The sequence below is a fragment of the Bacillus spongiae genome (genome assembly GCF_037120725.1).
GTDB lineage: Bacteria > Bacillota > Bacilli > Bacillales > Bacillaceae_K > Bacillus_CI > Bacillus_CI spongiae.
Genome location: NZ_JBBAXC010000006.1, coordinates 215,963 through 238,860, shown reverse-complemented (window position 1 = coordinate 238,860; position 22,898 = coordinate 215,963). Strand labels below are relative to the sequence as shown.

Below are 22,898 nucleotides of genomic sequence, written 5' to 3'. Positions count from 1 at the left end.
ATACAAAAGATTTCTTTATACATAGGTTAATATAAAGTACCCATATACCAGAAAGGATGAAATTTTATAGTTGAAATAAAAACAATAATACTATTTTTCTAATCATGATTCTGTTATGAAATAGCATGTAAACAAACCATCATCTGGTAAAAAGTGCTACTTACATTCAAAGGAGTGGTAATGTGGAAGATCAAATCATTGAACCTTGGGAGGATGACGAACTAACCTACGAATTCTATGTACCTGAATATATAGAAAATTTAGCCACTGAGGTTCTAAAAAGTTATGATTTTTCCGTAAAGAGCATTCAAATCATTACAACAAAGCCTGATAAAGGTGGAGCTATTTGGAAGCTTGATACAAGTACAGGACCGAAAAGTTTAAAACTATTACACAGAAGACCTACTAGAAGTATGTTTAGTTTAGGTGCCCAAGAGTATTTTGTCGTCACTCAAAACGCAAGAGTTCCCGCTATTATTCCAACCTCTGACGGAAGCAATTATGTTGAGTCAGGAGGAAAGCTATGGTTCGTTGCAGAATGGATTGAACCTCTTGAACCCGTTACAAAGGATTTAGAAGGGGCCAAGCTGCTTTGTTATGCTCTTGGAGAGTTTCATCGTTTAAGCAAGGGGTATGTTCCTCCCCATCAAGCTGAAACAGCCTCACGTCTATATAAATGGCCAAAATATTACCAAAAAATAATTAATAAAATGGATTGGTTTCGAAACATCGCCAACGTTTATCCAGAAATGGAAGCAAGCCCTCATATATTAAATGTCGTTGATGAATTTGAAGAACAAGCGAAAAGAAGCTTGGAAAGGTTGAATCAATCAAATTATTTAAGCTTAGTTGAACCAGGAAATGCCTATTGGGGGCTAGTTCATCAAGATTATGGTTGGTCTAACGGACAGATGGGTGAAAATGGGATGTGGGTTATAGACCTAGACGGTGTCGCCTATGACCTCCCAATCCGCGATTTACGCAAGCTGATAACGGGGACAATGGCCGATTTATTTAGATGGGATGTGACGTGGATTAGAGAAATGATCAAGGCATACCACGAAGCTAACCCAATCTCTGCTGACCTTTATGATATTTTAATGATTGACCTGTCGCTCCCTAATGAATTTTATAAAAATATTAAAGAAATGGTGTATGACCCCGAGCTGTTCCTAACATATGAAACAGCCCAATTAATACAAGACATTGTCGAAACAGATAAAACAAAGTGGCCAGCGTTGGATGAAATTCAAAATGATTGGAAGGGAGTGGAGTTAACATGAACATCCTAATGATCTGTACCGAAAAGCTTCCTGTTCCACCTGTATTAGGTGGTGCGATCCAAACTTATATTTCTGGTACTCTTCCCTATTTAAAGGAGCATCATACGATTACCGTTTTAGGTATTAGTGACCCCTCACTTCCCAATGAGGAAAAAATAGATGGCATTGAATATGTTCGCGTACCAGGAAAGATACTTGAAATTTACCGAGAAGGAGTCGTTCAATTTGTTGAATCGAGACAATTTGATTTGATCCATATTTTTAACAGACCAAGACTTGTTCTCCCTGTTCGAAATGCAGCACCTCAATCAAAAATCACGTTGAGTATGCATAACGATATGTTTAATCCAGACAAGATTGATCGAAATGAAGCTGAAAGCGCCCTAAAAGAAGTGTCTAAGATTACTACCGTAAGTGATTACGTAGGGAGTGTAATCCGTCATAATTATCCAGATTCTCCTCCTATTCATACCATTTATTCTGGAGTAGATACAGACCGTTTCTTACCTGGGGACCATAAAGACATACAAGGCATTCGCAAGGAACTTCGTAAAGACCATGGAATCGAAAATAAAACCGTCATTTTATTTGCTGGAAGACTTTCTTATAACAAAGGGGTAGATAAATTAGTTAGGTCTTTACAAGAACTATCGAAAAAGTATAGTGATTTAGCGTTAGTCATCGTCGGAAGTAAATGGTTTAGTCAAAATGATATAACCGATTATGTGGCTTATGTAAAAGCACTAGCTAAAAGGCTACCTGTCCCCGTTGTGACAACAGGATTTGTGTTACCTAGTGAAATACAAAAATGGTTCGCAGCAGCAGATTTATTTGTTTGTACCTCACAATGGCAGGAACCCTTAGCGAGAGTACATTACGAAGCGATGGCAGCAGGGCTACCGATTGTTACGACAGCGAGAGGTGGTAACCCTGAAGTAATTATAGAAGGAGAAAATGGGTTTGTTGTAGAAACCCCTGAGGATCCTGCTTGTTTTACAGAGAAAATCTCAAAAATATTATCAAACAAATCGTTGATGAAGGACATGGGAAGAAATGGACGGGAATTAGCGATTTCTCTATATCAGTGGGACAGAGTTGCCAATGAATTACTCGAGGTGTGGGACCAGGCTTTTAAAATGGAAGAGACCCCTTCAGCTCCGCTACACTCTGATGGTACGAACGAGGAATTATCCGATGAATATACCGAACAATTAAAAGAAGACGAACCGAAAGAACTCGACCCTTTACAAGCTGAAGACGAAGATGCTCAACCACCTGTTGATTCTATTCCCATTTCCACTACTGATGATTCTACCCATGCTTCTACTGATTCTGAACCCATTTTAACTACCGATGATTCTACCCTAAACACTGCAGATTCTGATTCCGTTGCCACTACTGATCATAACACCCAACCTTCTACTGATTCTGATTCCGTTGCCACTACTGATGATAACACCCAACCTTCTACTGATTCTGATTCCGTTGCCACTGCTGATGATAACACCCAACCTCCTGATGATTCTGATTCCGTTACCACTACTGATGATAACACTCAAGATTCTACTGATTCTGATTTCATTGCCACTACTGATGATAACACCCAACCTTCTACTGATTCTGATTCCGTTACCACTGCTGATGTTAACACTCAAGATTCTACTGATTCTGATTTCATTACCACTACTGATGTTAACACCCAACCTTCTACTGATTCTGATTCCGTTACCACTACTGATGATAACAGTCAGCAATCAACTGACGATGATACTTCTGAATCTAAGCAAAAATCCAAGTGCGATAAAAAATCTAAATGCAATAAAAAATCCAAACGCAATAAAAAATCCAAATGCAATAAAAAATCCAAATGCAATGAAAAATCCAAATGCAATGAAAAATCCAAATGCGATAAAAAATCCAAATGCGATAAAAAATCCAAATGTGATAAAAAATCCAAATGTGATAAAAAATCCAAATGCGATAAAAAATCCAAATGCGATAAAAAATCCAAATGCGATAAAAAATCTAAATGTGATAAAAAATCTAAATGTGATAAAAAATCTAAATGTGATAAAAAATCCAAATGCGATAAGAAGTCAAAAAACAAATAAGCGAACACATGATATTTAAGGCTACATGCTAAAATCTTGCTAAAGTGTGTAGCCATTTCATAAACACTCAAATTGTTTGGATGAAGGAATTTACTATTGTTTTTTCTCAGCTCAAGATAACCTAATTTACTACCAGGGAGGGAGGAAGGAAAGGAAACGACACATTCTAACATATTACTTACACGCTACGAGAACTCAGTCAAAGTGGACATAAATCAAAAAGCAAAAAACACTTGGAGATTGGGTCCAAGTGTTTTTGCGTCATATTTAAGAAAGCTTCAATTACTATTTTCCAAAGAATCAATGTTTCTTTTCTTTTATTTACTATATAACCATGCTTTGTGATTATTACTCTGACTTACCCTCATTCGTATTTAAAACCTCGATTGCTTTTTTCAATTGAGGATCATCTTCAAGAAGTTTTTCTTGGATTTTTTCCATTAAGGTGACTGTTGTATCACCAGTAAGAATGCCTGTGACTTCAATTGATTCATCCTTTTGGAATTCTTTTAATGCTTCAACTGCAGCACTATCCAAAATGCCATCCAATTTTCCTGGCTCATAGCCAAGAATCTGTAGCATTTCTTCCGCTGCCTTTATTTGATCAGAAACATCATTTTCCTTCCATTCATTGCTTGGTTCAATGTAAGGTAAATTAGAATACTCTGGTAATGATACTTGATGAGTTGGTTCAATTCCTTCCGTATGTATCCAATTACCTTCAGGTGTTAACCATTTGCTTGTGGTCATTTTCAGACTAGAACCATCCTCAAATGGTTCAGCACTTTGAACTGTGCCTTTTCCGAAAGATTTTTGACCAATCAATGGCACTTCCACTGTTTCGTTAACAGCAGCAGCAAGAATTTCGGAAGCACTGGCGCTTCCTTCATTAATGAGAATTGAAATCGGAAGGTCTATTTTATTGCCAGCTTCTGCAACAACTTGTTGGCGATTGCCTTCGTTATCTTCAATTTGTAAGATGATCTCACCTTCAGGGACAAATAAGTTTGAGATTTTGATTGCTTCATCTAACAACCCACCAGGGTTTTGACGCAAATCAATCACTAACCCTTTCATTTTTTCTTCTTGTAGCGTTGTTAATGCACTCGTCACTTCTTGGTATGTGTTTTCTGAGAATGTCTTTATTTGAAGATAGCCGACTCCGTTTTCTTTCATTTCTGAAGAAACTGTTTCAATTGGAATTTCATCTCTAGTAATTGTTACATCTAATGTTTCAGAGGCACCGGGGCGTTGAATGGTTAACACAACATCCGTCCCTTTTTCTCCTCTTATAATGGTTACAGCCTCCGTTGTACTATATCCTTGTACACTTTCACCGTCAACGGCTAATATTTGATCGTTTGGTTTTAATCCTGCACGCTCAGCAGGAGCTCCTTTAATTGGTGATACAACCGTAATAAAACCATTTTTAGATTGAATTTCTGCCCCAATGCCTTCAAATGAAGAACTGATTACTTCATCAAATTGCTCCGCTTCTTCTACTGACAAATAGTCAGAATAAGGATCGTCTAAAGATTCTACCATCCCATTTATAGCACCCTCTACAAGAGCTTCTCGTTCAAGTTCAGTAAAGTAATTTTCATTTAATTTATCATAAGCTTCATATAGTTTTTCAAATTCAGTTCGTTCTGGGACACCCAGATTAACCGCCTTATCGTTGCCAAATGCTAACGCAAATGTAATGATTCCTGCTGTTGCAAATACTAATAAAAACATCAACATAAAAAATGGAAACTTCCCAATTTTAATATAACCAGTTGTTTCTTTATCTTCTCCGTTTACCTCATTATTCTCCTGATCCAAACCTTTCACCACTTTCATACTGTGTAAAAATACATGACTATCTCTATCTAGAATAGCATTTTTAAGGGACTCCAACAAACATTAACTTCTTAAATTTTCTTGATATTTTGAGGAGGAATCTGTTTTTTTGCTTCATAAGTTAACAAACTTGTCACAATCGCAACAATCATAATGGCCATGATAGATAAAATAAAGGAATGCAATTCTAGAATGACGGTCCCCAAAGAAAGAATCATAAAATCAATAATAAAGATAATAATTCCTGCATTAATTCCTGTCGCTTTACTAATTAGCTGTGCAACGAGGTCAATTCCGCCAGAGGCTGAATTCGCCTGTAATAATAAACCGATTCCTAAACCCACTAGGACTCCTCCTAAAAGCACACTAGCATGAGAGGGAAACGAGACCATTCTTTGTATAGGTGTGAACATATCGATAAATAACGATGAAAGCCATAATCCATGAATACTATTATAAAACAAATGCTTGTCTTTTATAAATGCAAAAAAATATAGTGGAAAGCTTAATACAATCATAACAAAACCTGGTTGGTATCCTAACCAGTAATGAAATAATAAACCAATTCCAATCATTCCACCATCTAATAATTGATGAGGAACAAAGAAACCATTAATGCCCAATCCGATAAAAAGGCTCCCACAAACAATCTTTACGATTTGTACCCTCATAATCCCCTCCAACAGTCCAACAATTAAGAAGAGATGTTGTTGTTTAGATAAGGGTAACGTCTCTTCCTACTATACATGTTATGACTATTGTTTAAACTAAGACCATAGAATAACTATAAAATCAGAAAATTAATAGCAATCTACATTGGAGACCATAATTATAGCTGTCATTGTAAGGGGTATATTTTTATAGGTCATAAGAACTATCATTCATCGATTTTGGAGGGGATATCTTTCAGTTTCTATCATACAATTGGAGTGTGTCAGCAATGTGTCAAATTTAAAGTACAAATAATCATATACCCTTACCACTAAAGCCACGAATAAGCTCTCTTAATTTTTATACGGAGCTATTCGTGGTTCTTTTTTCCTTCTATTATATATGTAATTCGATTGATAACTACCAAACAGGAATACCAGACTCGTTCCGTAATGCTGTTTTTAGCTGATCTTCTGTGACCTGATTTCCTTCAAATGCTACTTCAATTTTACTGCTATCAAGATGAACATGAACGGTTTTTACACCATGTATATTTTGGAGGTTTTGACGAATATTTTGTGCATTTTCTACCGTAATCCCTTGAACCTTAATCGTTGTTTCCATATAACCCCACACTTTCTTCATTACTTACCAGGTAGTGTGCCACTAACCTTCTACTCGTACTCACCGCTTTCTCTTCTTCGCAAAAAGAAAAAAAGGAAATTTCAGCACTAAAAAAGGACAAACGAGCAATAACTCATTTGTCCTTTCATAAATTATTCTTTAATCGCTGCTTCTAGTGCTACTTCAATCATCTCGTTAAATGTTGTTTGACGTTCTTCTGAAGTCGTTTCTTCTCCAGTGATGATATGATCACTTACCGTTAAGACTGAAAGTGCATTACGGCCATATTTTGCCGCTAGCGTATATAACGCAGTCGTTTCCATTTCTATTGCTAAAATTCCGTATTTCGCCCATTTCTCGTGATCAGCGTTATCATTGTAAAACATGTCTGCAGTGAAAACATTTCCTACTTTTAAACTTAGTCCCTTTTCTACCCCTGCATCGTATGCGTTTTTAAGTAATTCAAAGTTAGCCGTTGGAGCATAATCAATGCCATTAAATGTTAATCGATTCATTTGAGAATCCGTTGATGAAGTCATCGCTAAAATTACGTCACGAACTTTAACATCCTTCTGAATCGCTCCACATGTTCCAACACGAATTAAGTTTTGGACATTGTAGCTTTGCATTAATTCATTAATGTAGATAGCAATAGAAGGAGCTCCCATTCCTGTACCTTGTACAGAAATACGTTTTCCTTTATACGTTCCTGTATATCCAAACATGTTACGAACTTCATTGTAGCATTCTGGATTTTCTAAAAATGTTTCTGCAATATATTTCGCACGCAATGGATCCCCTGGTAATAAAACCGTTTCTGCAATTTGTCCTTCTTTAGCACCAATATGTACACTCATAAATGAAACCTCCTGTTTTTAATGAAGACCTCTGTCAGAAGAGGTCTGACATCATTCCTTTACCATTGTACGAGTTTTCTACAAAATTATCAATGAACAATTATGTGTATTATGCCCTCTTTCGGAAATACTATTTACGAACGCGATATTAGGGAGGGATACTATTGAGTAAGAATCAAAAAAAACTAAAACAGGCTGTTCAGCATGCAAACGAAACGACACCTTCTTCACGGAGTCGGACAAAACCAAACTCTTCTAAAAGCGACCGAGAAAAATTATAAGAAAGGTGTTTTGTAATGGGTAAAAAGCATCGAAATCGAATAAATGGACAAAAAAAGAATAACCATCTTCCTAATGAAATAACAGATGCCGAATTAAACGCTCACAAAAAGGAGCAATCAGCCGAAAGTCGAAAAAATGGACCAGGGCACAATTTATAAAGCAACACGTTTAGTAAATTTAGAAGAATGCTTCTCCCCAAAGAGTATCGTAAGATCGGTGCTTTTTGGGCAATTGAGCTTATACATTCTGTAAAAATTGTTTAATTTCCTTTGGCGTTTTTAAAATAATAATTTCTTTCTCCTTTTTCAATTGATTTAATTTATTTAGAACATTAGGCTTCTTTGTTTTAGGATAATCCCATACCCACTTCAAAAATTTCAAATCGAATTTTTCAATGCAGCCTTCTCTCATATCAGGCCTTGTTCGGTTATGGTATTTAAGCTTTCTTTTAAATACACGTGAAACACAAATATACCTGGAGATATCAAGGAAAATAATCGTATCAGCAGCCTCCAGCCTTATATCCATCGTACGATTGTAATTCCCATCAATAATCCATGATGATTCACTTAATAATTCATTTTGGATTTGTCTTTGCTCTTCATAAGATGTCGCAGCCCAATTAGGGTTCCATAATAATTGATCTAAGTGAAAAACATTTATATTCAACTTATTTCCTAGTTCAGTGGCCAATGTGGATTTTCCTGAACCACCTGAACCAATAAGAGCAATTTTCTTCAAATTATTCCACCAGCCTCTATATTTCTACTCCTACCAATAATATCACTCTCTTTTTATAACTCAACTTCGTAATCCTTTAGTTGCTCCAACATTCCTTGGACTTTTTACCGGACAAATATTATTGCTTTCTTCTATTAAAAGGTAGGTAATTAAATGAATGGCTTATTCTTAATAACTAAACTTTCACCTAGTTTCTCCTGCCAATAATTGATGATAACAGCTGTATCGTGCTTTTTATGTAAACCTATTCCAAAATATTACTTTTGTTACTAGTATTACAAGTCAAAACAATCATTTTGCTTCTTTGCACCAAGTTTATTTATAAATCACACGTTTCCCTACTGTGCTCATTTTACTCATATTTGTTTATGTCCTTTTAACAGCTAAATACAATAAGCACTCTTCACCTACGCTGGCAATCAAGTGCTGGCAAATTTTCTATGAGATTTTTTTTGTATTGACAAGAATTATGTAAAACCAATGTGGATGCGTGATATCGTCCTCGTTATTCAAAGTTGCAGTATATAGTCTTTCTTGTCTTAAAAAGTATCATCTCGAAATGTTCTTATTAACTTAAACTGTTATAGTAATATTCTATGATGGTACTTCCTTCATGCGTTATGGATTTCAGAGAAATAGTGTTTCAATACCTGTATACATCAGCTATGATCATTTATGTTGCTAGGTTCGCTATTATCTCATATGTAGTAATAAATTTTTCATATTGTCCTACTCAAATATTAGTAGATTTAATAAAAAAACCTTAAAAGACATATAGCCATTAAAGGTTTAAGCAATTGATTGATATTAATCTAAACATATGAACTTAGGAGGAATATAATCTGCCAACCATACTTTATTATTACCTTGGTAAAACTTTATGCCTTCCTCGATAGCCTTTTTAGCCTGCACCTTTAGTATTATAGGGTTTGAATCTTTACGTTTTCCAACTAAATTTGCTGTGTTAGTGTCAATTGACAAGTGTACATACTGCCTTGTCATTGGTTGAAGCCCGTTAGAAAAAATCTGTTCAACTAAATGTCTTGCTGTCCCATGATATAAAACAGATGGAGGTATCCCCGCTTTTTTCATTATTTTTTGAGGAACCGAATGACCGTATAATGCTCTTATCCTTCCATTCTGAATCTGATGCCGTTCTTTATCTGAGACCTCAATCATCCTCCTCAAATCATCTTGCATTAATGATTCCCATTCTAGATTATGTCTTAGAGCATTTAAAACTTGTTCTACATTTACCCACCCTTCACTATCTAGTTCTAACTCATATTCCCAAGGCGAATGTCGTAAAGCAAACGATAACTCCTTACTAAGTTTCAATAAATCCATATACACAACTTCTTTCTTAATCAAATTTATTCATTTTATCAATAGCTACTTTAAATCAATCCCAAAATAGTTCCCTATTGTTAATCACTCAGAGCTTTGTACTTCTTGTTAGTTCTTCAAGATATCCCCAGGTAAATACTCCTGACACATCAAATGCCATCTCCCCAAATTATCACACATTTTATTCTATCCCAGTCTTTAAATCCATAATCGAAGGATTACTTGCTTTACCTTCTCGTGTTTAGTTGTAATTTGAGGGTGTATTAATATAATGTCATCATCACTATCCTCTTAAACCTTCTTTCAATCATCAACTCTTCATTCAAAGCTTCTATAATTATATTCTGTTCTAAATCACTAAAAAACTTAAAGACTATAAAGTTAATCAAGGTCTCTGATTATTAACAATTGTCTAATAGAGTATTTACACCTACATTATTTACTAATAATTCCGTTAACGATGGTGCAATTCTCACTGCCTCCTCAATGTCCAAATCTGCGAATCTGTTATGGTATAACCCAAAACCCTCTTTACCATGTAGATAGATTAATGCACCACCTCCTTCATCATCACCAATTGCGAGTGAATTCGGGAGGTATCTCTGCACTTCATAAGCTTCATTCATTTCTATGCACCCTGATGCTCCCCAAATTCGAATATACATTTGGTTGCTAACATTAATCTCAATGTCTGAACCTAGCTGAATTAATTCTATATATTCTGTAGGTACATCTATTGTTGAAAGTTCCTGAAGTGCTTTGATCTCTTCTTTTTTTGAAGGGAACTGTCTGGCATCAATTCTGTAAACACTACTGATATTGTTTAGTATGTTCATTAATTATCAATCCTTTCAAACTTAACACCTAGTGTATTAAAATAATACTCTATTTTCCTACACGTAAAGCTATTCGTTCTTTTCGCATCGTATTTTGAGCTGATTCCATCAAGAACCTCAAATTCGTTTAATTTCTAGAAGGGCTGACGGGGGAACTATTGCTCATTTAATAATACGTTCTATTCGCTTAAACTAGCAAAATCCTTCACCTTTATACCATTTTTCGGACCGTTCTTATTTAATTCAATGCCTTTTTAACTCACTTTTACTACAATCTTTAATTATCAATTATAAACTTGTAGTAAATTATCTTGAAACGAAATAGTCATATAAGGTAAAGAACAGGAGGCCTACAATATAGACTTTCGCTCTAAATCAAATATGTCTATGTCTTCCTGTTCGAATAAATCCTCTAATGAGTCTGTTCCATTTTCTTGTGCAAATAGATATTCATTCTCAGAAATTGGAACAGCAAGTAGCCAAGTTACTTTTTTATTTGGAAAATCTAGCGTCCTTAAACCTTCAAACAAAAAGGGAAGCACAAATAAAATGTGTTTCATCTCCATATCGGGGTAATACATGCTAACCACATCATGAAAAACTTGACCAGGCGATACTGAGAATTTTGAATTTATAATACAAAAAGAACAGGTTGCTAATACATTTGGGAATAGATCATACTCATTATCACTCGCTCCCACAATTTCTATTCTTAAAGGAGTTGCCTCGACCGTAAATTCAATTGAATGATCGGATAGTCCAATAGTTGAGTATGATGTTATTCCATCATAAGGTCTATTAATAGTTGAAAGCATATCAATATTACTGACATTATTTTCATCCCAATATTTTGAGACACTCGGTTTCCCGCCCAAAGCTTCTAAAGCGGATTTTGCAATTATTTTATTTTCATTAGAAATACTCACACTAAACCTCCTTATAACCAAAATAATTGTCAGTCAAGTCCTCACCTTTATGGCTTCTATTTGATGAACTATAAAAACCTTATATAATTTTTCTTAAGGTTATTAACATAATCAAAGAGAATAGTTATCATACTAATACCATCAAATATAAAGTTGCACCCCTCAGTAGTCTTTGAAGCCAAAAGTTCATATGGTGGATTCCCGAATCCTATCCATTTATCTGCTATCTTGTCTAGAATTTTATTAAATTCCATATTATCTCTTTCATCTAAGAGTTCTAGTTTTATTCAAATTACATACACATCATTTATTTTCCAATAAGGAGTAATCCTAATAATTTATGACTCTCACTAGTAAATTTTCCTTTTCCCTGTTCTTGATAATTGAACATCCCACTCAAAAGGTTCGTCTCCCTCCTGCTACTTCGGGTTCAAGAAGATTCCTCCGTTATTTAATTTATTGGTAGTTTAAACTGATTTCCATTGCCAATCAAAGTTTAAATAATATTTGATTTCCTTAGTTATTCAGGAATGGTACAACCACGAGATACCCATTCTACTAAATCATTTGTCATAAAATCAGCATGACTTAGATTCATGTCACCGCTATCTGAAATAATTACTTGGGACGAATCAGTATCAGCAGCCATTAAAAATACTCTCCCACCACTATCATCACCAATAGCAATGTATCCATGAGCATACTGATTTACTTCCCATGTTTTATTTCTTTCAACAATATCCTCCGTTCCATAAATAAATACACCTTCAGTTGTTAAGAAACCATTTGATGTTAGTAATAACTCTTTAAAAGCTATTGGGATTATAGTGTTCATTAACTTTTCAATTTGAACAATGTCTTCATTAGACCCTGGAGGATTATTGTAATCCATTTCTAATTTAGTTAAATCAACCATTATTTAAACGCTCCTAAGCTATCAAAATATTTATACGCATTACGCACTGATTTCTGTGCATCTTTCATGTTCACACCAGTGTCTATCATTTCTGGATATCCCGTATTGAACTCATGTGTGATATCTGTATTATTACCTTCTATATTTAAATTTGCCCATTTATCCTGATTCGGATGGTGCGAACTGAACAAAGTTATCTGATTATTTTTCATTATGATATCCTGAAGCACGATTCTTTTGAGGACTCAAATAACCTTTCTCATCCATATCGTTTTTTTTGTAACCGTCTGGTCTTTTTGCATTACCCGTTTCCTTAAGAGCACACATATTTTGTATCTGCATCTTAAGGCTTGAGACAAAGTAACAATGTAGATCGTCTACTTTAAAAATTATAGACCGTTACACGTTCTTGTTTAACCTCTACCTTTTCAATAGGTATTTCTTTACCCTGGTAGGGAATGAATCGACTAGTTTTTAGAGCTGTAAGTTAGCACCACTATAATGTAAGTCAGTTGACGCATCAATCGCAGAGCAGGTGAATTTCACATTGTTTTTAAGCTCCTTGTCCACGACCTCTTTAGAATTTCCTAAGTCGTCACATCCATACCCTTTACTTATTTTACTTTATGGTTCACCACATTCGAGATACTTCCCTAAGAATTATAGAATTATTAAAGCAGCTTTCTATTAGCCTGGTTACGGTTTCTTACAATTAAAGATCGTTTAGTAGGCGATGGTACTGCCTTCTTAAGTTATGAATTTTTATTCTTCTTCTTCATACTCAATTAGACTATTTATAAAATTTGGTAATGAATCTGACAAATACTCGATATAATCTTCTGGATCTTCTCCATAATCAAATTCATGATTATAATAATAAATTGCTCCATTATCTTTTTCCCTAATGCTAAAGCAAAATAAATTACCACCATCTTCGTCCGCAAACGGGATTAACCATACTGGCTTAATCTGTTCATCATCTAGTAACGTTAAAATACTAAGTAAACTTCGTTCTTCATTTTTTACTGGAATAAAAAACTCCACTATATGTTCACTATTGTCAGCTCCAACAAATAGTGATTTTTCAGGATATCCGCCATTATACATTAAATAATGCTCTCTAATAGAAGTAGGAAATTTAAAACCAAAAGTAATTTCTACTTCTTCCAAATCGGACTCCTGAATATCATCTTCTTTTTCTAAAATCTTATTTGAATACATATTATCACACACCCTTATTTATATTTAACACCATGATATTTTTCGTATTGTGATACAGCTCATTGATGCTTGAATGTTGTCACTTTTGCTTTTCTTTGAATAAATTGGTTCGTAGATTCTCTTTTATACCCGCACAGTATTTGTCTTCCTTGCCTTTAATCTTGTTATCTCCCTAATGTCGTATGAGTAGTCTATTTTTCATAGCATGACTCTGCACTTAAAATCATAGTACAGAAAACCACTTAACTACCTTAAATAACTCCAACTCTGAGTACCTTTTTTGTTATATAGCCTAACTTCGTTGTCTGATACCCATTTTATTTTCCCTAAATGCTTGGCATATGCAAACTCATCAGGCAATTCAGTAATTATTTTCTTTCTCTCTAATTCAATACCTTGCATATCCTTTAATACTATAAAAATACTCATTTCTTTCACTTCATGTTGACAAAGCACTACTGCAATTTTGTCTTTCTTTGGGCTCTTTAATGTTTTTCCCCACATCCATTCATTTTTATAATCTAACCTTATTATTTTATTGTACACGTCTTCGAACGTCGTATTTTCCCACTTTTTTTCTATATTGATTTTCTCTATTCCTTCCATTAATAAATTTAGAGCTCTATTCTTCTTATCTCTATCATTACAAACAATAAACTTATCGAAACTAAACTTTACCTGAACTGTATAAACTCCTGAAAAATTAAGAATTCGTTCATCATCTACCTTATCAACACATTCCACGATTATCTTCCTACAATCTACAGTATTGAATTTGCTAAACAATCGCTCAAACATAGATGTAATACACCTAGTTTCTAAGCTAAAAACGCGTCGTTTCTGTTTCCAATTTGCTTCGTAATCATACCTTGTTGCTTCTTCATGAGAAAGATTTTTCTCATACATAATTTCTTCAATTTTATCTTTTTCAGTTTGATAAGGTAAGTCTAAACCAAATTCTTTTAGTATCATATTTTTCCTCCTTATTTGTCTTTCACTTGCCCTTGAGTAGGAACTCGTATATCCCTAACAAATTCAACTCTTTCACCCTCCGGTTATGGAAATTCAATTTATGTAACGTTTTAAGAAATATCGAGTAGTTTACGACCGTCTCTAGTTACTACAAATTGAATTACTCCCTTTTTAATGCAGACATTGTTTCTTCTGTGCAAATTTAAATCGAGTAATGAGGTGGTTGATTTTATATATATGTCAATGCAATTAATTTCGTAATACTGGTAGGCTTTTCAAAAAAAACTTGAAAGAATTAAAGTTCCCTCAAGGTTTCTATGGTTATGTGTTTAGTTTTTCAATGAAACGTAAATATATTGTTCTTTTTGTTTAAATCAATTCATTTATTAATCGGTCTTCCTTCTTTAATAATATAGCACTAAGCCTACAGCATATACTGCCCTATTATCATCTAAAGGGCATATTAAGATAGCTTCCCTGTGATCTTGATACATGTATTAATAGTATTTTCCCTGCATGAATATTTTTCAATGAACGGTAAGAGGTACAATAAGTACCTTCTTTCCATCCGAGCATCGAGAGCAACACTTTTTAAGATAACCGTCTTTATTCATTATCAATTTGTACTAATCACATTTTCAATATTAACAAAATTATCTTTAAGACAATTATTAATTTTTACTTCCCTTGTAAGAATCTCAAAGTAACTACTGTCAACTGCTCTTATTTCAACAAGTCCAGACTCCAATTGAATTTCGTTCAAATAATCATTATAGTCCAGGATCTTAATATTATTGTAATTTCTGTCCGACAATAATTTTACATCCTTGTCAGTGCCTATTATAATGACCTAAAATGTCTAACAAATCAAAGTCTAATTTATTATTCTTATTCGAAACTCTAAAATGATACATATTGCCCTCCCTTATTTGTACTATGTTGAAGTTCATACAATCAGTTGCCCTCCAGTTAGGATGAGTTATAAAAGAACCATGTACACTCCAAAACTTAAAAGTAATCGATTTTTATAAATATTGTATTGCACCTTCAATCTTTCTTTTGAAGGTAGTAGAATTTTTAGACCTTTTTAATTTCTCATTATCACACAATGGGTCAATTTTTTCTTTTAACATTGAAAGTAACCATTGTTTTACTTTCTTTTGTTCTGGCACTTCACTTTCTCCTAATCTCAACTCTCCTATCTATTATGATACCTTCAACTTGCAGAGACGTTAATGGACTTGCACGAAAAAAATACATCTATGACAACGCATTATGCACAGTGAACAATCCAAAACATCAAACGATTGCTTGTTATACCAATGCTAACCCCTCCACTTAACCCCAAATAACAACAGAAATAGTAGACCAAAGAGTTGGTCTACTATTTCTGTTGTTATGTTACCTTTATATTTTGTTACCATTTTATCTAATATGCACACGATTGACAGACTTCCAACCACCTGTCTCTAACCGATAGTAATGATGACCAGACTTACCTTCATCAATAAAGATAATGTCACCTGTTTGAATGTAACGGGCAGTATAATCTTTTGGTATTAAATCACCCACATTAAACATGCGGAAAACTTCATACAAAATGTCATCGTGGTTAGAACCTTTCACTTTTAAACGATAGACTTGAAGATAGCCTTTTTTCTGACCAAAATGAGGTGTTTGAAAAATCGTGATATCGTACAACTTGTTAACAAACTGAGGAATTGCTAGTTTTTCTAATAACGGCACTCCTATCCCTCCCATTAATATCGGAATTTTCAGTCATTATTTAAATTAGATACTAAGGGAGGATATTCCTTCTACTATTTCAAATTTTTTGTAAAAAAATTAAGAAAATCGTTGGATTACATCGAGTAACTTCTGTTCTATTGACACCATGTCTTCAGATGTTACAGTAACTCGAATGAAACTTTCATCCATTTCGAAAGCTTCTGCTAACAGTCCACCAATTCCTCTTGCCTTACGATCTACTTGCATTAATAGTTCTGCACTATTCTCATTTTGACTTAAGAAGCTAATTTCAAGTTCATCTAGCTTCCCTCTAAATTCCCCACTAGTTGGAACAAATTCAAACTCTTGAATAAATGGATATTTTCCCTTAAGTGAAGAAGGAGCCACCTCACATTCTACTTCCCGAATTCGAAACCCAATATTTTGGACAGATTGCAAGATTTCTTCTGTTAAAGGGTTTGGCTTTACTTCGATATAATCTTTGTCAGTTGGATCAACAGCATTTTTAATATCTAGCCCTGTTGACACCCATACTCGAGTATTTCCATATGTTAAAGGTGTATCATATGGGAGTAAAAATGAAAAAGGAATTTCTTTTGTTTCATTTTCATTAATCATAAACGGCTCATTCAGACGTGTTTTAAAAATGGATGCCGTATCTGTAAATTTACGATCGTCGGATTCGCGGATATACGTTGTATTAACAGATAAATAGATTGAGTCAATTTCTTGAGCGATATTCCCACCCACAATAGAAACAACTCCGTTAACGGTTTCTCCTGCTTCATATACCCCTTTCTCTAAAGAAGTATCTACTTTTGCTGCGCCAATTCCAAAACTTGCGAATACTTTATTAAATAATGACATTCTTCTTCTCCTCCTGATTCAATTGGTCAATGACCTAAAGGTGCTAACCCTCAGCTTGAAATGTTCTTTTAAGGTTTCTTCTTTACCTATGATGATTCCTTCAAAAATCGAATGAAAATATGAACAATTTAATGAAAATTCAAGCGTTAATACATCAATATCCATGTTTGTACTAACAAAGAGGATGTTACTTATCCTTATTTACGAATAACTTATTAAATGGTTTCAAAAGGGAGAGGTTTTTTTGTTTTTATCATTTATTAAGGAAGAGAGTGCAACCCCTTTACTGTCTTTCATCTCTATTCAAAAATTGGGAAAAGATATCGAGCAAGTTAAAAGTCCACCTACCGTGAAAGGAAAGGATGAGGATTTAATTCTCCAGAATATTCGTCGCTCGGTTGAAAAAAACAACCTTAATAATATCACTAGAACAAATGCCTACTTATCATTTTATAAAGAATACCCTGAAATACACTGGTCCTTCCTTGCACATATGGTTTCACGCAATGCAGGGTATCATATGACAGATATTCAATCTGTTTTCTTCAAATCCATCCTTAAAGACAACGACATAAAGTCATTGTTCTATTTTTTAGAGAAGGCTAATTTTGAAATTTTTGCAGATGCCTACCCTCAATTACTTTTATATCAGGAAAGTAAAAAAAGAGGGCTCCCCCTCTTCCATTTATTAGATGTATTGAATATTTCTCCTTTCATGAAAGTCTTATGGAATGAGTTTTGGCGAACTCAAGATTCGCGTATGCTCACTGTAGCCATGATCATCAATGAACAACAATTACTACAACAAAGAGTGTTGAATCATAATAATTCATTTAGTTCTTTACAAAGCATGTTATTCACTTTTCATGACCGGCTTGCTTTAACAACAATCCTTTTTCCTTTTTATAAAAAGAATAAAAAGAAAAGGAGCTTAACAGGGGCCGCTGTCCATCATTTTGAAGAGGTTAATCAAAGAATTACTACCGGAAAAAAATTATATCAATTGCTATTTCACTCCGATATTTATGCGCACGCTTTCTCATTCGCTCAACAGATTAACCATACTGGTTCTCGAGAAGACTATTGGCCTGAGACCTATCACGCTGAAATTCAAAATAACCGCGTCCATTCTCCTCCTTTAGCAGCTGTGTGGACAGACGTTAAGAACACGTTAGCCTGTCCAGAAGAATGGTATGATTCTCGAAAAAAATTATTACCGCTTCACTCATTGCCAATTATATCTCCTCGAGATCTCTCCTCCTTACACACAAAGAAAATAAAGTGGATCAAACGTCTCCAAAAATCTATCCTGTTATAAGAAAAGGGCAACCCCTTTATACAAAAGGATTGCCCTTCTTATTTGTTATGTGCCCATTATTTTCATACCGCAAGGATGTAACATAGCTTTATGGGTTTTCAATTTCTTCGTCAATAATACATTTTTCAATTAAGTATTCAAATGTTATATCAGCTAATTCCTCTAATTCGACTTCTGATGGAACATACCCTCTGTATACTAGCTCTTTAAGGAAAAAGGCTGCAATTTCTTCGGTATCAATAATAACTTCAATTTCCCGCATTGTATCGCCTCCTTTGTTTACAATCTATGAAGTGATAAACAAAGTTATGCTATCTCACTTTTTCTTCGGTATGTTTTTCTTAAGACATGCATATTTATGAAATATCATTAGATGATCGGAGTTGATCTTGTCCATGACCTATTGGAAGGAAAGAATAGTGGAAGAGTTTGAGAAAGAAGATGGAATGGTGATGAAGACGATGAGAAATATTATTTCTGTTACTTTTATTAGCTTTCTATTTTGCTTCATAGCGCTCTTTATCTTGATGCTTAGTTAAGCAGATTCATCTCGTGAACATGTAGCCTCTTTTAATTGCTGTAAGATTCCATCCATTTTTTTTAGGTATTGAGGGTCTAGAAATAACTGGTACATGACTTTATAATCATTATATTTATCTAATAAATAATCTACAAACTGATGATTATTTACAGAAGGAATAGTGGACGAGTGATTCATTGTTGGATGAAGAATATAATATTCTTTAAGAAAAACCTCTGCATAGTGACTTTCGGCAATAAGAGAAAGCTCGTCTTCATCCGCTTCTAACCATTCTCCATCTGTCACTCTCGTCAATTCATACACAATGTCCTCCCAAGCATCATCTTGATAACGCCAAATTTCTGTTCGTATGCCCACTACTTTAAATAAATCTAGTTCAAATCCCTTCACCTTCACAAGGTCGCCAAAGAAGAAGCCGTATTGAATATCAATCTGTTCTTTTTCCACTAAGACCCCTTCATATTCGTCTAATAAAAATAAGACCTCTTCTCTAAATAACCCCTCACTTTCATTTACTTCATATAAAATTTCACCCTCCATTCTCTTAATATCTGTAATAATGCCAACCGTACCATAAATGCCAATAACGATGGTGTCTCCTATTTGAAACCTAGGTTTCTGATTTTTATTCATTTCCTCCCATCTCCTTGATGTCTCTTTTTATTACTATATGCATGGAGTGGACATTCTGTCTAAAAACAATAGAAATTGAGTCAGATGTTATATTAATGTATCGAATCGCTTGTTATTCAACCAAAAAAATCCTGATCCGAAGATCAAGATTTTTTCAGTTTGCATTCTTTTCGAGTAATCCTCTATAGCATCATTAAATCAGGAACTTTTTCTGCAGTTACTTACTTTCATTATGAAGATAAGAAATACATTTCTTAGCAAGTGAAGGTAAGAAACCTATCCATTAATTACTCGTCATGAGAAGGAGTACTTACACTTTTCTTGTCTTCTACGTACACATATTCCTCCCATGCCTCGTCAAATACATTCATACTGGATAAATACGTTCCGTTTAATTCTAAATAAGCACTTATTTCATAAAAGTCTGTTGAATGCTTTGGAAAGCTATGATCCTCATATACATTATTGGCGAATAATGAGATATCGTCCTTACTACTAGAAGAATCTCGAAACTTCATTAAAAAGTGATAAAAAGATTTTGTCATTTATTCAACCGCCTATAGTTTTAAAAAATACTATAACGTACTTTATTAATCACGTAAAGTCGAACTCATTACGTGTCAAGACGAAAATAATTTCTCTTTAATAATCTTGGTAAAGACATTAACTCTTTAAAGGTAATGACCGCTGGAATTTTGGCTTGATCAACTAAATAAAGTTGATCCTCTAATTCTTGAATGAGATTCTCTGATTGATACTCCATTTGGCATGCTGAACAACACTTTGTAGGGGTCTCCGTTATTTGTATGGCTCGTGTACCATCAGGAAGCTCCCAATACACCGTTCGTTGCTGACTTATAATTGATTTTTCCCCACACCAATCGCATACTTCATTACTCATCTGTTTGCTCCTGTTTTTCCGCAGATTTAATTTTCTGTATCACAGCCTTATGCTTTTTTTCTTTTAATTGATCTCGCTTCTCACGAAAATCCTTTAAACTAGCATGCTCAGGATCACTTTCATACCCTTCTCTACGTTGAATTCGATTTAAATCTTGAGGAGTAATGGTGGCACTTTCGTCCTGCAATAATCCTGAAATACCAATCGGTGAATGACTACGGTCACTTTCCTCATAAATTGAATAGAAATAGTCATCCGCTTGACCCGGTATATAATTTTCTGGCTCTGGATACGTTGTAATAACACCTTCAAAATTACGTAATACGACCTTTTTTGAACTTTGGGCAAGTAAATAATTTGGTTGCAAGGCAATTTTTCCGCCTCCGCCTGGCGCATCAACAACAAAAGTAGGGACAGCATACCCGGATGTATGCCCTCTAAGACCTTCAATAATTTCGAGCCCTTTTGATACTGGAGCTCTAAAGTGGCCAATCCCTTCTGATAAATCACACTGATAAATATAATATGGGCGCACTCGAATCTTCACTAGGTCATGCATTAGCTTTTTCATGATTCCCACACTATCATTGATCCCCGCTAAAATGACTGCTTGGTTCCCAACTGGAACACCTGCATCAACTAACATTTCGCATGCTCGTTTAGATTCTTCAGTAATTTCAATTGATGTATTAAAATGGGTATTTAACCATACTGGATGATACTTTTTAAGAATGTTACATAAGTTTTCGGTGATCCTTTGCGGAAATACAACTGGTGCTCGTGTCCCAATTCGGATGATTTCTACATGTGGAATAGACCTTAAATTTTTCAAAATATATTCTAATATTTGGTCATTTATTAACAAACCGTCTCCACCAGAAAGAAGTACATCACGAACGTCAGGTGTGTTTCGAATGTAGTCAATTGCGAGGTCGAGCTGTTTTTTCGGTACTCCCATCCCGATTTGTCCTGAAAACCTTCTACGTGTACAATATCTACAATACATAGAACATTGATTGGTAACTAGAAAGAGAACTCTATCCGGATAACGGTGAGTAAGTCCTGGAACTGGTGAATCTTCATCCTCATGGAGGGGATCCTCAAGATCATATCTTGTCTTATTAATCTCCTCCCCTACTGGCACAGACTGCATCCGTATTGGACACTTTGGATTATCTTCATTCATTAACCATGCATAATACGGAGTAATATTAAGAGGGATGGTTTTGGTAGAAATTTTTACCCCTTCAATTTCCTCTTCTGTCAAATTGACCACCTTTTTTAAATCATCTAGTGTTCTAATCGTATTCGTTAACTGCCAAAGCCAATCATTCCACTGTTCATCTGTTACATCTTTCCAAAGCTCAATTTCCTTCCAGTGTCTTTTCGGCTTATATAAGTCCATTTTCATCAAATTCTCCATCCCCTTCCAAAAATAGCAATCTATCAATTAATTGTTTTCACCCAGATGTTCATATCTTCCATCTTATCATAAATATAACAATTGTTAAGTAAACGCCCTCTGTAAGAGTAGTTTAATTGTTTAAACGCAGCATTCATCCCAAAGGATAAGGCTCTGGCCAAGCTGTAATAACAAAAAATTCCTTCCCTTTTCAAATCAGCTTCTAATTGAGCAAGAAGCTGCTTCATTAATCCACCCTTTCGATAAGCGGGATCAGTAGCACAGTCCGTTAATTCCGCATTTTTTTCTTCTTTATTAATCTCTGCAGAAGCGGCTGAAATGATTTTTCCCTCTTCTTCGAAGAAATAAAAAATGGTTCCCTCATCCATGGACTGTTTAATATATTCTTCTTCATGAAGTGGAACAGGATAGATTTTAAATGTTTCTCGATATAGCTCCGCTAAACCTTTAGCATCCTCGTACCCCGCCTTTTTTAATGTATTGGCTGAGCTTCCGTTACCTACATAGGGTAGGTGCTGAATTTTTTCAATTACTTCATCTTCTTGACGATGATACAGACTATTTCTTCTTGAATCATGAAGAAATAAGGAAAGCATCCAAGCATCACTTCCCCGATAATATCCGTCGATAACCCCTTCAATACTATACCCCAGTGTTAAAAAGGTTTTTATATGCTCTTGCCTTACCTTTATTATGATTTTTTCTGCTGAAAGTTGAGTAGCTTTCTCACATACCACTCGATGAAGTTCTGTAAGATCCCCTCTATATTGATCAATGCGAATTCTTCGATTATATGGATCACAATACAATTGAGCATAAAAGGTTGGTTCCTGAAAAACCTCCACACTTGCCTTCAA

At 34.7% G+C, this 22,898-nt stretch carries 25 protein-coding genes and 1 pseudogene; 5 read left to right on the top strand and 21 right to left on the bottom strand.

The window, feature by feature from the left end:
• The first annotated feature begins 182 nt into the window (after positions 1 to 182).
• Entirely contained in the window at positions 183 to 1,283 is a 1,101-nt protein-coding gene (locus WAK64_RS09740; protein ID WP_336586768.1) for a CotS family spore coat protein, read from the top strand.
• Positions 1,280 to 2,413, top strand: a pseudogene (locus WAK64_RS09735) (glycosyltransferase family 4 protein); the annotation flags it as partial. The gene WAK64_RS09740 and the pseudogene WAK64_RS09735, both read left to right, overlap by 4 nt.
• 1,329 nt (positions 2,414 to 3,742) lie before the next feature.
• On the opposite strand, the gene WAK64_RS09730 reads toward WAK64_RS09735, so the two are convergent.
• The 4 genes from WAK64_RS09730 to deoD form a co-directional block, all read right to left on the bottom strand.
• Positions 3,743 to 5,293, bottom strand: coding sequence for a lmo1851 family serine protease (locus WAK64_RS09730; protein ID WP_473700445.1), 1,551 nt, complete (start codon positions 5,291 to 5,293; stop codon positions 3,743 to 3,745).
• A gap of 14 nt (positions 5,294 to 5,307) precedes the next feature.
• Positions 5,308 to 5,907 carry a YitT family protein gene (locus tag WAK64_RS09725; protein WP_336586767.1) on the bottom strand — a complete coding sequence of 200 codons (600 nt, stop codon included), beginning with the start codon at positions 5,905 to 5,907 and terminating at the stop codon, positions 5,308 to 5,310.
• Positions 5,908 to 6,307: 400 nt separating this feature from the next.
• A complete protein-coding gene (locus tag WAK64_RS09720; protein WP_336586766.1) occupies positions 6,308 to 6,511 on the bottom strand; it encodes a heavy-metal-associated domain-containing protein in 204 nt (67 codons plus the stop codon).
• 152 nt (positions 6,512 to 6,663) lie between these two features.
• Positions 6,664 to 7,368, bottom strand: coding sequence for a purine-nucleoside phosphorylase (deoD, locus tag WAK64_RS09715; RefSeq protein WP_336586765.1), 705 nt, complete (start codon positions 7,366 to 7,368; stop codon positions 6,664 to 6,666).
• Positions 7,369 to 7,664: 296 nt separating this feature from the next.
• On the opposite strand from deoD, the gene WAK64_RS09710 reads away from it, so the two are divergent.
• Positions 7,665 to 7,808, top strand: a complete 144-nt coding sequence (locus tag WAK64_RS09710) for a hypothetical protein (RefSeq protein ID WP_336586764.1) — start codon at positions 7,665 to 7,667, stop codon at positions 7,806 to 7,808.
• 79 nt (positions 7,809 to 7,887) lie between these two features.
• Here the strand turns inward: WAK64_RS09710 and WAK64_RS09705 are convergent, their stop codons facing one another.
• The 11 genes from WAK64_RS09705 to WAK64_RS09655 form a co-directional block, all read right to left on the bottom strand.
• Positions 7,888 to 8,391 (bottom strand): DNA topology modulation protein, encoded by a 504-nt coding sequence (locus tag WAK64_RS09705; protein ID WP_336586763.1) that lies wholly within the window; start codon positions 8,389 to 8,391, stop codon positions 7,888 to 7,890.
• A gap of 807 nt (positions 8,392 to 9,198) precedes the next feature.
• Positions 9,199 to 9,738 (bottom strand): RNA 2'-phosphotransferase, encoded by a 540-nt coding sequence (locus tag WAK64_RS09700; protein ID WP_336586762.1) that lies wholly within the window; start codon positions 9,736 to 9,738, stop codon positions 9,199 to 9,201.
• Between the two features lie 401 nt (positions 9,739 to 10,139).
• Positions 10,140 to 10,574 (bottom strand): SMI1/KNR4 family protein, encoded by a 435-nt coding sequence (locus WAK64_RS09695; protein ID WP_336586761.1) that lies wholly within the window; start codon positions 10,572 to 10,574, stop codon positions 10,140 to 10,142.
• 350 nt (positions 10,575 to 10,924) lie between these two features.
• Positions 10,925 to 11,500, bottom strand: a complete 576-nt coding sequence (locus WAK64_RS09690) for a suppressor of fused domain protein (protein ID WP_336586760.1) — start codon at positions 11,498 to 11,500, stop codon at positions 10,925 to 10,927.
• A 520-nt stretch (positions 11,501 to 12,020) separates the two neighbouring features.
• On the bottom strand, positions 12,021 to 12,416 hold the full coding sequence (locus tag WAK64_RS09685; protein ID WP_336586759.1) for an SMI1/KNR4 family protein: 396 nt from the start codon (positions 12,414 to 12,416) through the stop codon (positions 12,021 to 12,023).
• On the bottom strand, positions 12,416 to 12,628 hold the full coding sequence (locus WAK64_RS09680) for a hypothetical protein (protein WP_336586758.1): 213 nt from the start codon (positions 12,626 to 12,628) through the stop codon (positions 12,416 to 12,418). Before WAK64_RS09680 ends, WAK64_RS09685 begins: the two co-directional genes overlap by 1 nt.
• A gap of 550 nt (positions 12,629 to 13,178) precedes the next feature.
• The gene (locus WAK64_RS09675; protein WP_336586757.1) at positions 13,179 to 13,637 is read right to left on the bottom strand and encodes an SMI1/KNR4 family protein; all 459 of its coding nucleotides are present in this window, start codon (positions 13,635 to 13,637) and stop codon (positions 13,179 to 13,181) included.
• Between the two features lie 246 nt (positions 13,638 to 13,883).
• Positions 13,884 to 14,609 carry a hypothetical protein gene (locus WAK64_RS09670; protein ID WP_336586756.1) on the bottom strand — a complete coding sequence of 242 codons (726 nt, stop codon included), beginning with the start codon at positions 14,607 to 14,609 and terminating at the stop codon, positions 13,884 to 13,886.
• A gap of 1,025 nt (positions 14,610 to 15,634) precedes the next feature.
• Positions 15,635 to 15,781 (bottom strand): hypothetical protein, encoded by a 147-nt coding sequence (locus tag WAK64_RS09665; protein ID WP_336586755.1) that lies wholly within the window; start codon positions 15,779 to 15,781, stop codon positions 15,635 to 15,637.
• Positions 15,782 to 16,034: 253 nt separating this feature from the next.
• Positions 16,035 to 16,370 (bottom strand): hypothetical protein, encoded by a 336-nt coding sequence (locus tag WAK64_RS09660; RefSeq protein WP_419465922.1) that lies wholly within the window; start codon positions 16,368 to 16,370, stop codon positions 16,035 to 16,037.
• A gap of 84 nt (positions 16,371 to 16,454) precedes the next feature.
• Positions 16,455 to 17,225 carry a sporulation protein gene (locus WAK64_RS09655; protein WP_336586753.1) on the bottom strand — a complete coding sequence of 257 codons (771 nt, stop codon included), beginning with the start codon at positions 17,223 to 17,225 and terminating at the stop codon, positions 16,455 to 16,457.
• 244 nt (positions 17,226 to 17,469) lie between these two features.
• Between WAK64_RS09655 and WAK64_RS09650 the strand changes: the two genes are divergently transcribed.
• Positions 17,470 to 18,543 carry a DUF2515 family protein gene (locus WAK64_RS09650; protein WP_336586752.1) on the top strand — a complete coding sequence of 358 codons (1,074 nt, stop codon included), beginning with the start codon at positions 17,470 to 17,472 and terminating at the stop codon, positions 18,541 to 18,543.
• Between the two features lie 88 nt (positions 18,544 to 18,631).
• On the opposite strand, the gene WAK64_RS09645 is transcribed toward WAK64_RS09650, so the two are convergent.
• Entirely contained in the window at positions 18,632 to 18,805 is a 174-nt protein-coding gene (locus WAK64_RS09645) for a YozD family protein (protein ID WP_336586751.1), read from the bottom strand.
• Between the two features lie 133 nt (positions 18,806 to 18,938).
• On the opposite strand from WAK64_RS09645, the gene WAK64_RS09640 reads away from it, so the two are divergent.
• Positions 18,939 to 19,082, top strand: a complete 144-nt coding sequence (locus tag WAK64_RS09640) for a hypothetical protein (RefSeq protein WP_336586750.1) — start codon at positions 18,939 to 18,941, stop codon at positions 19,080 to 19,082.
• Here the strand turns inward: WAK64_RS09640 and WAK64_RS09635 are convergent.
• The 5 genes from WAK64_RS09635 to ablB form a co-directional block, all read right to left on the bottom strand.
• Positions 19,079 to 19,717 carry a hypothetical protein gene (locus tag WAK64_RS09635; RefSeq protein WP_336586749.1) on the bottom strand — a complete coding sequence of 213 codons (639 nt, stop codon included), beginning with the start codon at positions 19,715 to 19,717 and terminating at the stop codon, positions 19,079 to 19,081. The two genes, WAK64_RS09640 and WAK64_RS09635, sit on opposite strands and share 4 nt — an antisense overlap.
• Before the next feature lie 287 nt (positions 19,718 to 20,004).
• Complete coding sequence (locus WAK64_RS09630; protein WP_336586748.1) at positions 20,005 to 20,262, bottom strand: YozE family protein; 258 nt, start codon at positions 20,260 to 20,262, stop codon at positions 20,005 to 20,007.
• A 68-nt stretch (positions 20,263 to 20,330) separates the two neighbouring features.
• Positions 20,331 to 20,618 (bottom strand): YokU family protein, encoded by a 288-nt coding sequence (locus WAK64_RS09625; RefSeq protein ID WP_336586747.1) that lies wholly within the window; start codon positions 20,616 to 20,618, stop codon positions 20,331 to 20,333.
• Positions 20,611 to 22,029 carry a lysine 2,3-aminomutase gene (gene kamA, locus WAK64_RS09620; RefSeq protein WP_336586791.1) on the bottom strand — a complete coding sequence of 473 codons (1,419 nt, stop codon included), beginning with the start codon at positions 22,027 to 22,029 and terminating at the stop codon, positions 20,611 to 20,613. Before kamA ends, WAK64_RS09625 begins: the two co-directional genes overlap by 8 nt.
• A gap of 35 nt (positions 22,030 to 22,064) precedes the next feature.
• Positions 22,065 to 22,898, bottom strand: coding sequence for a putative beta-lysine N-acetyltransferase (ablB, locus tag WAK64_RS09615; protein WP_419465921.1), 834 nt, complete (start codon positions 22,896 to 22,898; stop codon positions 22,065 to 22,067).

What these genes read in the sequence shown, in the direction of transcription:
- WAK64_RS09685 (WP_336586759.1), bottom strand. Translation starts at nt 12,416, where the DNA reads ATGGTTGATTTAACTAAATTAGAAATGGATTACAATAATCCTCCAGGG.
- WAK64_RS09635 (WP_336586749.1), bottom strand. Translation starts at nt 19,717, where the DNA reads ATGAATAAAAATCAGAAACCTAGGTTTCAAATAGGAGACACCATCGTT.
- WAK64_RS09640 (WP_336586750.1), top strand. Translation starts at nt 18,939, where the DNA reads ATGACCTATTGGAAGGAAAGAATAGTGGAAGAGTTTGAGAAAGAAGAT.
- WAK64_RS09645 (WP_336586751.1), bottom strand. Translation starts at nt 18,805, where the DNA reads ATGCGGGAAATTGAAGTTATTATTGATACCGAAGAAATTGCAGCCTTT.
- WAK64_RS09630 (WP_336586748.1), bottom strand. Translation starts at nt 20,262, where the DNA reads ATGACAAAATCTTTTTATCACTTTTTAATGAAGTTTCGAGATTCTTCT.
- WAK64_RS09625 (WP_336586747.1), bottom strand. Translation starts at nt 20,618, where the DNA reads ATGAGTAATGAAGTATGCGATTGGTGTGGGGAAAAATCAATTATAAGT.
- kamA (WP_336586791.1), bottom strand. Translation starts at nt 22,029, where the DNA reads ATGAAAATGGACTTATATAAGCCGAAAAGACACTGGAAGGAAATTGAG.
- WAK64_RS09695 (WP_336586761.1), bottom strand. Translation starts at nt 10,574, where the DNA reads ATGAACATACTAAACAATATCAGTAGTGTTTACAGAATTGATGCCAGA.
- WAK64_RS09720 (WP_336586766.1), bottom strand. Translation starts at nt 6,511, where the DNA reads ATGGAAACAACGATTAAGGTTCAAGGGATTACGGTAGAAAATGCACAA.
- WAK64_RS09670 (WP_336586756.1), bottom strand. Translation starts at nt 14,609, where the DNA reads ATGATACTAAAAGAATTTGGTTTAGACTTACCTTATCAAACTGAAAAA.
- WAK64_RS09700 (WP_336586762.1), bottom strand. Translation starts at nt 9,738, where the DNA reads ATGGATTTATTGAAACTTAGTAAGGAGTTATCGTTTGCTTTACGACAT.
- WAK64_RS09660 (WP_419465922.1), bottom strand. Translation starts at nt 16,370, where the DNA reads ATGGGAGGGATAGGAGTGCCGTTATTAGAAAAACTAGCAATTCCTCAG.
- WAK64_RS09725 (WP_336586767.1), bottom strand. Translation starts at nt 5,907, where the DNA reads ATGAGGGTACAAATCGTAAAGATTGTTTGTGGGAGCCTTTTTATCGGA.
- WAK64_RS09675 (WP_336586757.1), bottom strand. Translation starts at nt 13,637, where the DNA reads ATGTATTCAAATAAGATTTTAGAAAAAGAAGATGATATTCAGGAGTCC.
- WAK64_RS09680 (WP_336586758.1), bottom strand. Translation starts at nt 12,628, where the DNA reads ATGAAAAATAATCAGATAACTTTGTTCAGTTCGCACCATCCGAATCAG.
- WAK64_RS09655 (WP_336586753.1), bottom strand. Translation starts at nt 17,225, where the DNA reads ATGTCATTATTTAATAAAGTATTCGCAAGTTTTGGAATTGGCGCAGCA.
- WAK64_RS09710 (WP_336586764.1), top strand. Translation starts at nt 7,665, where the DNA reads ATGGGTAAAAAGCATCGAAATCGAATAAATGGACAAAAAAAGAATAAC.
- deoD (WP_336586765.1), bottom strand. Translation starts at nt 7,368, where the DNA reads ATGAGTGTACATATTGGTGCTAAAGAAGGACAAATTGCAGAAACGGTT.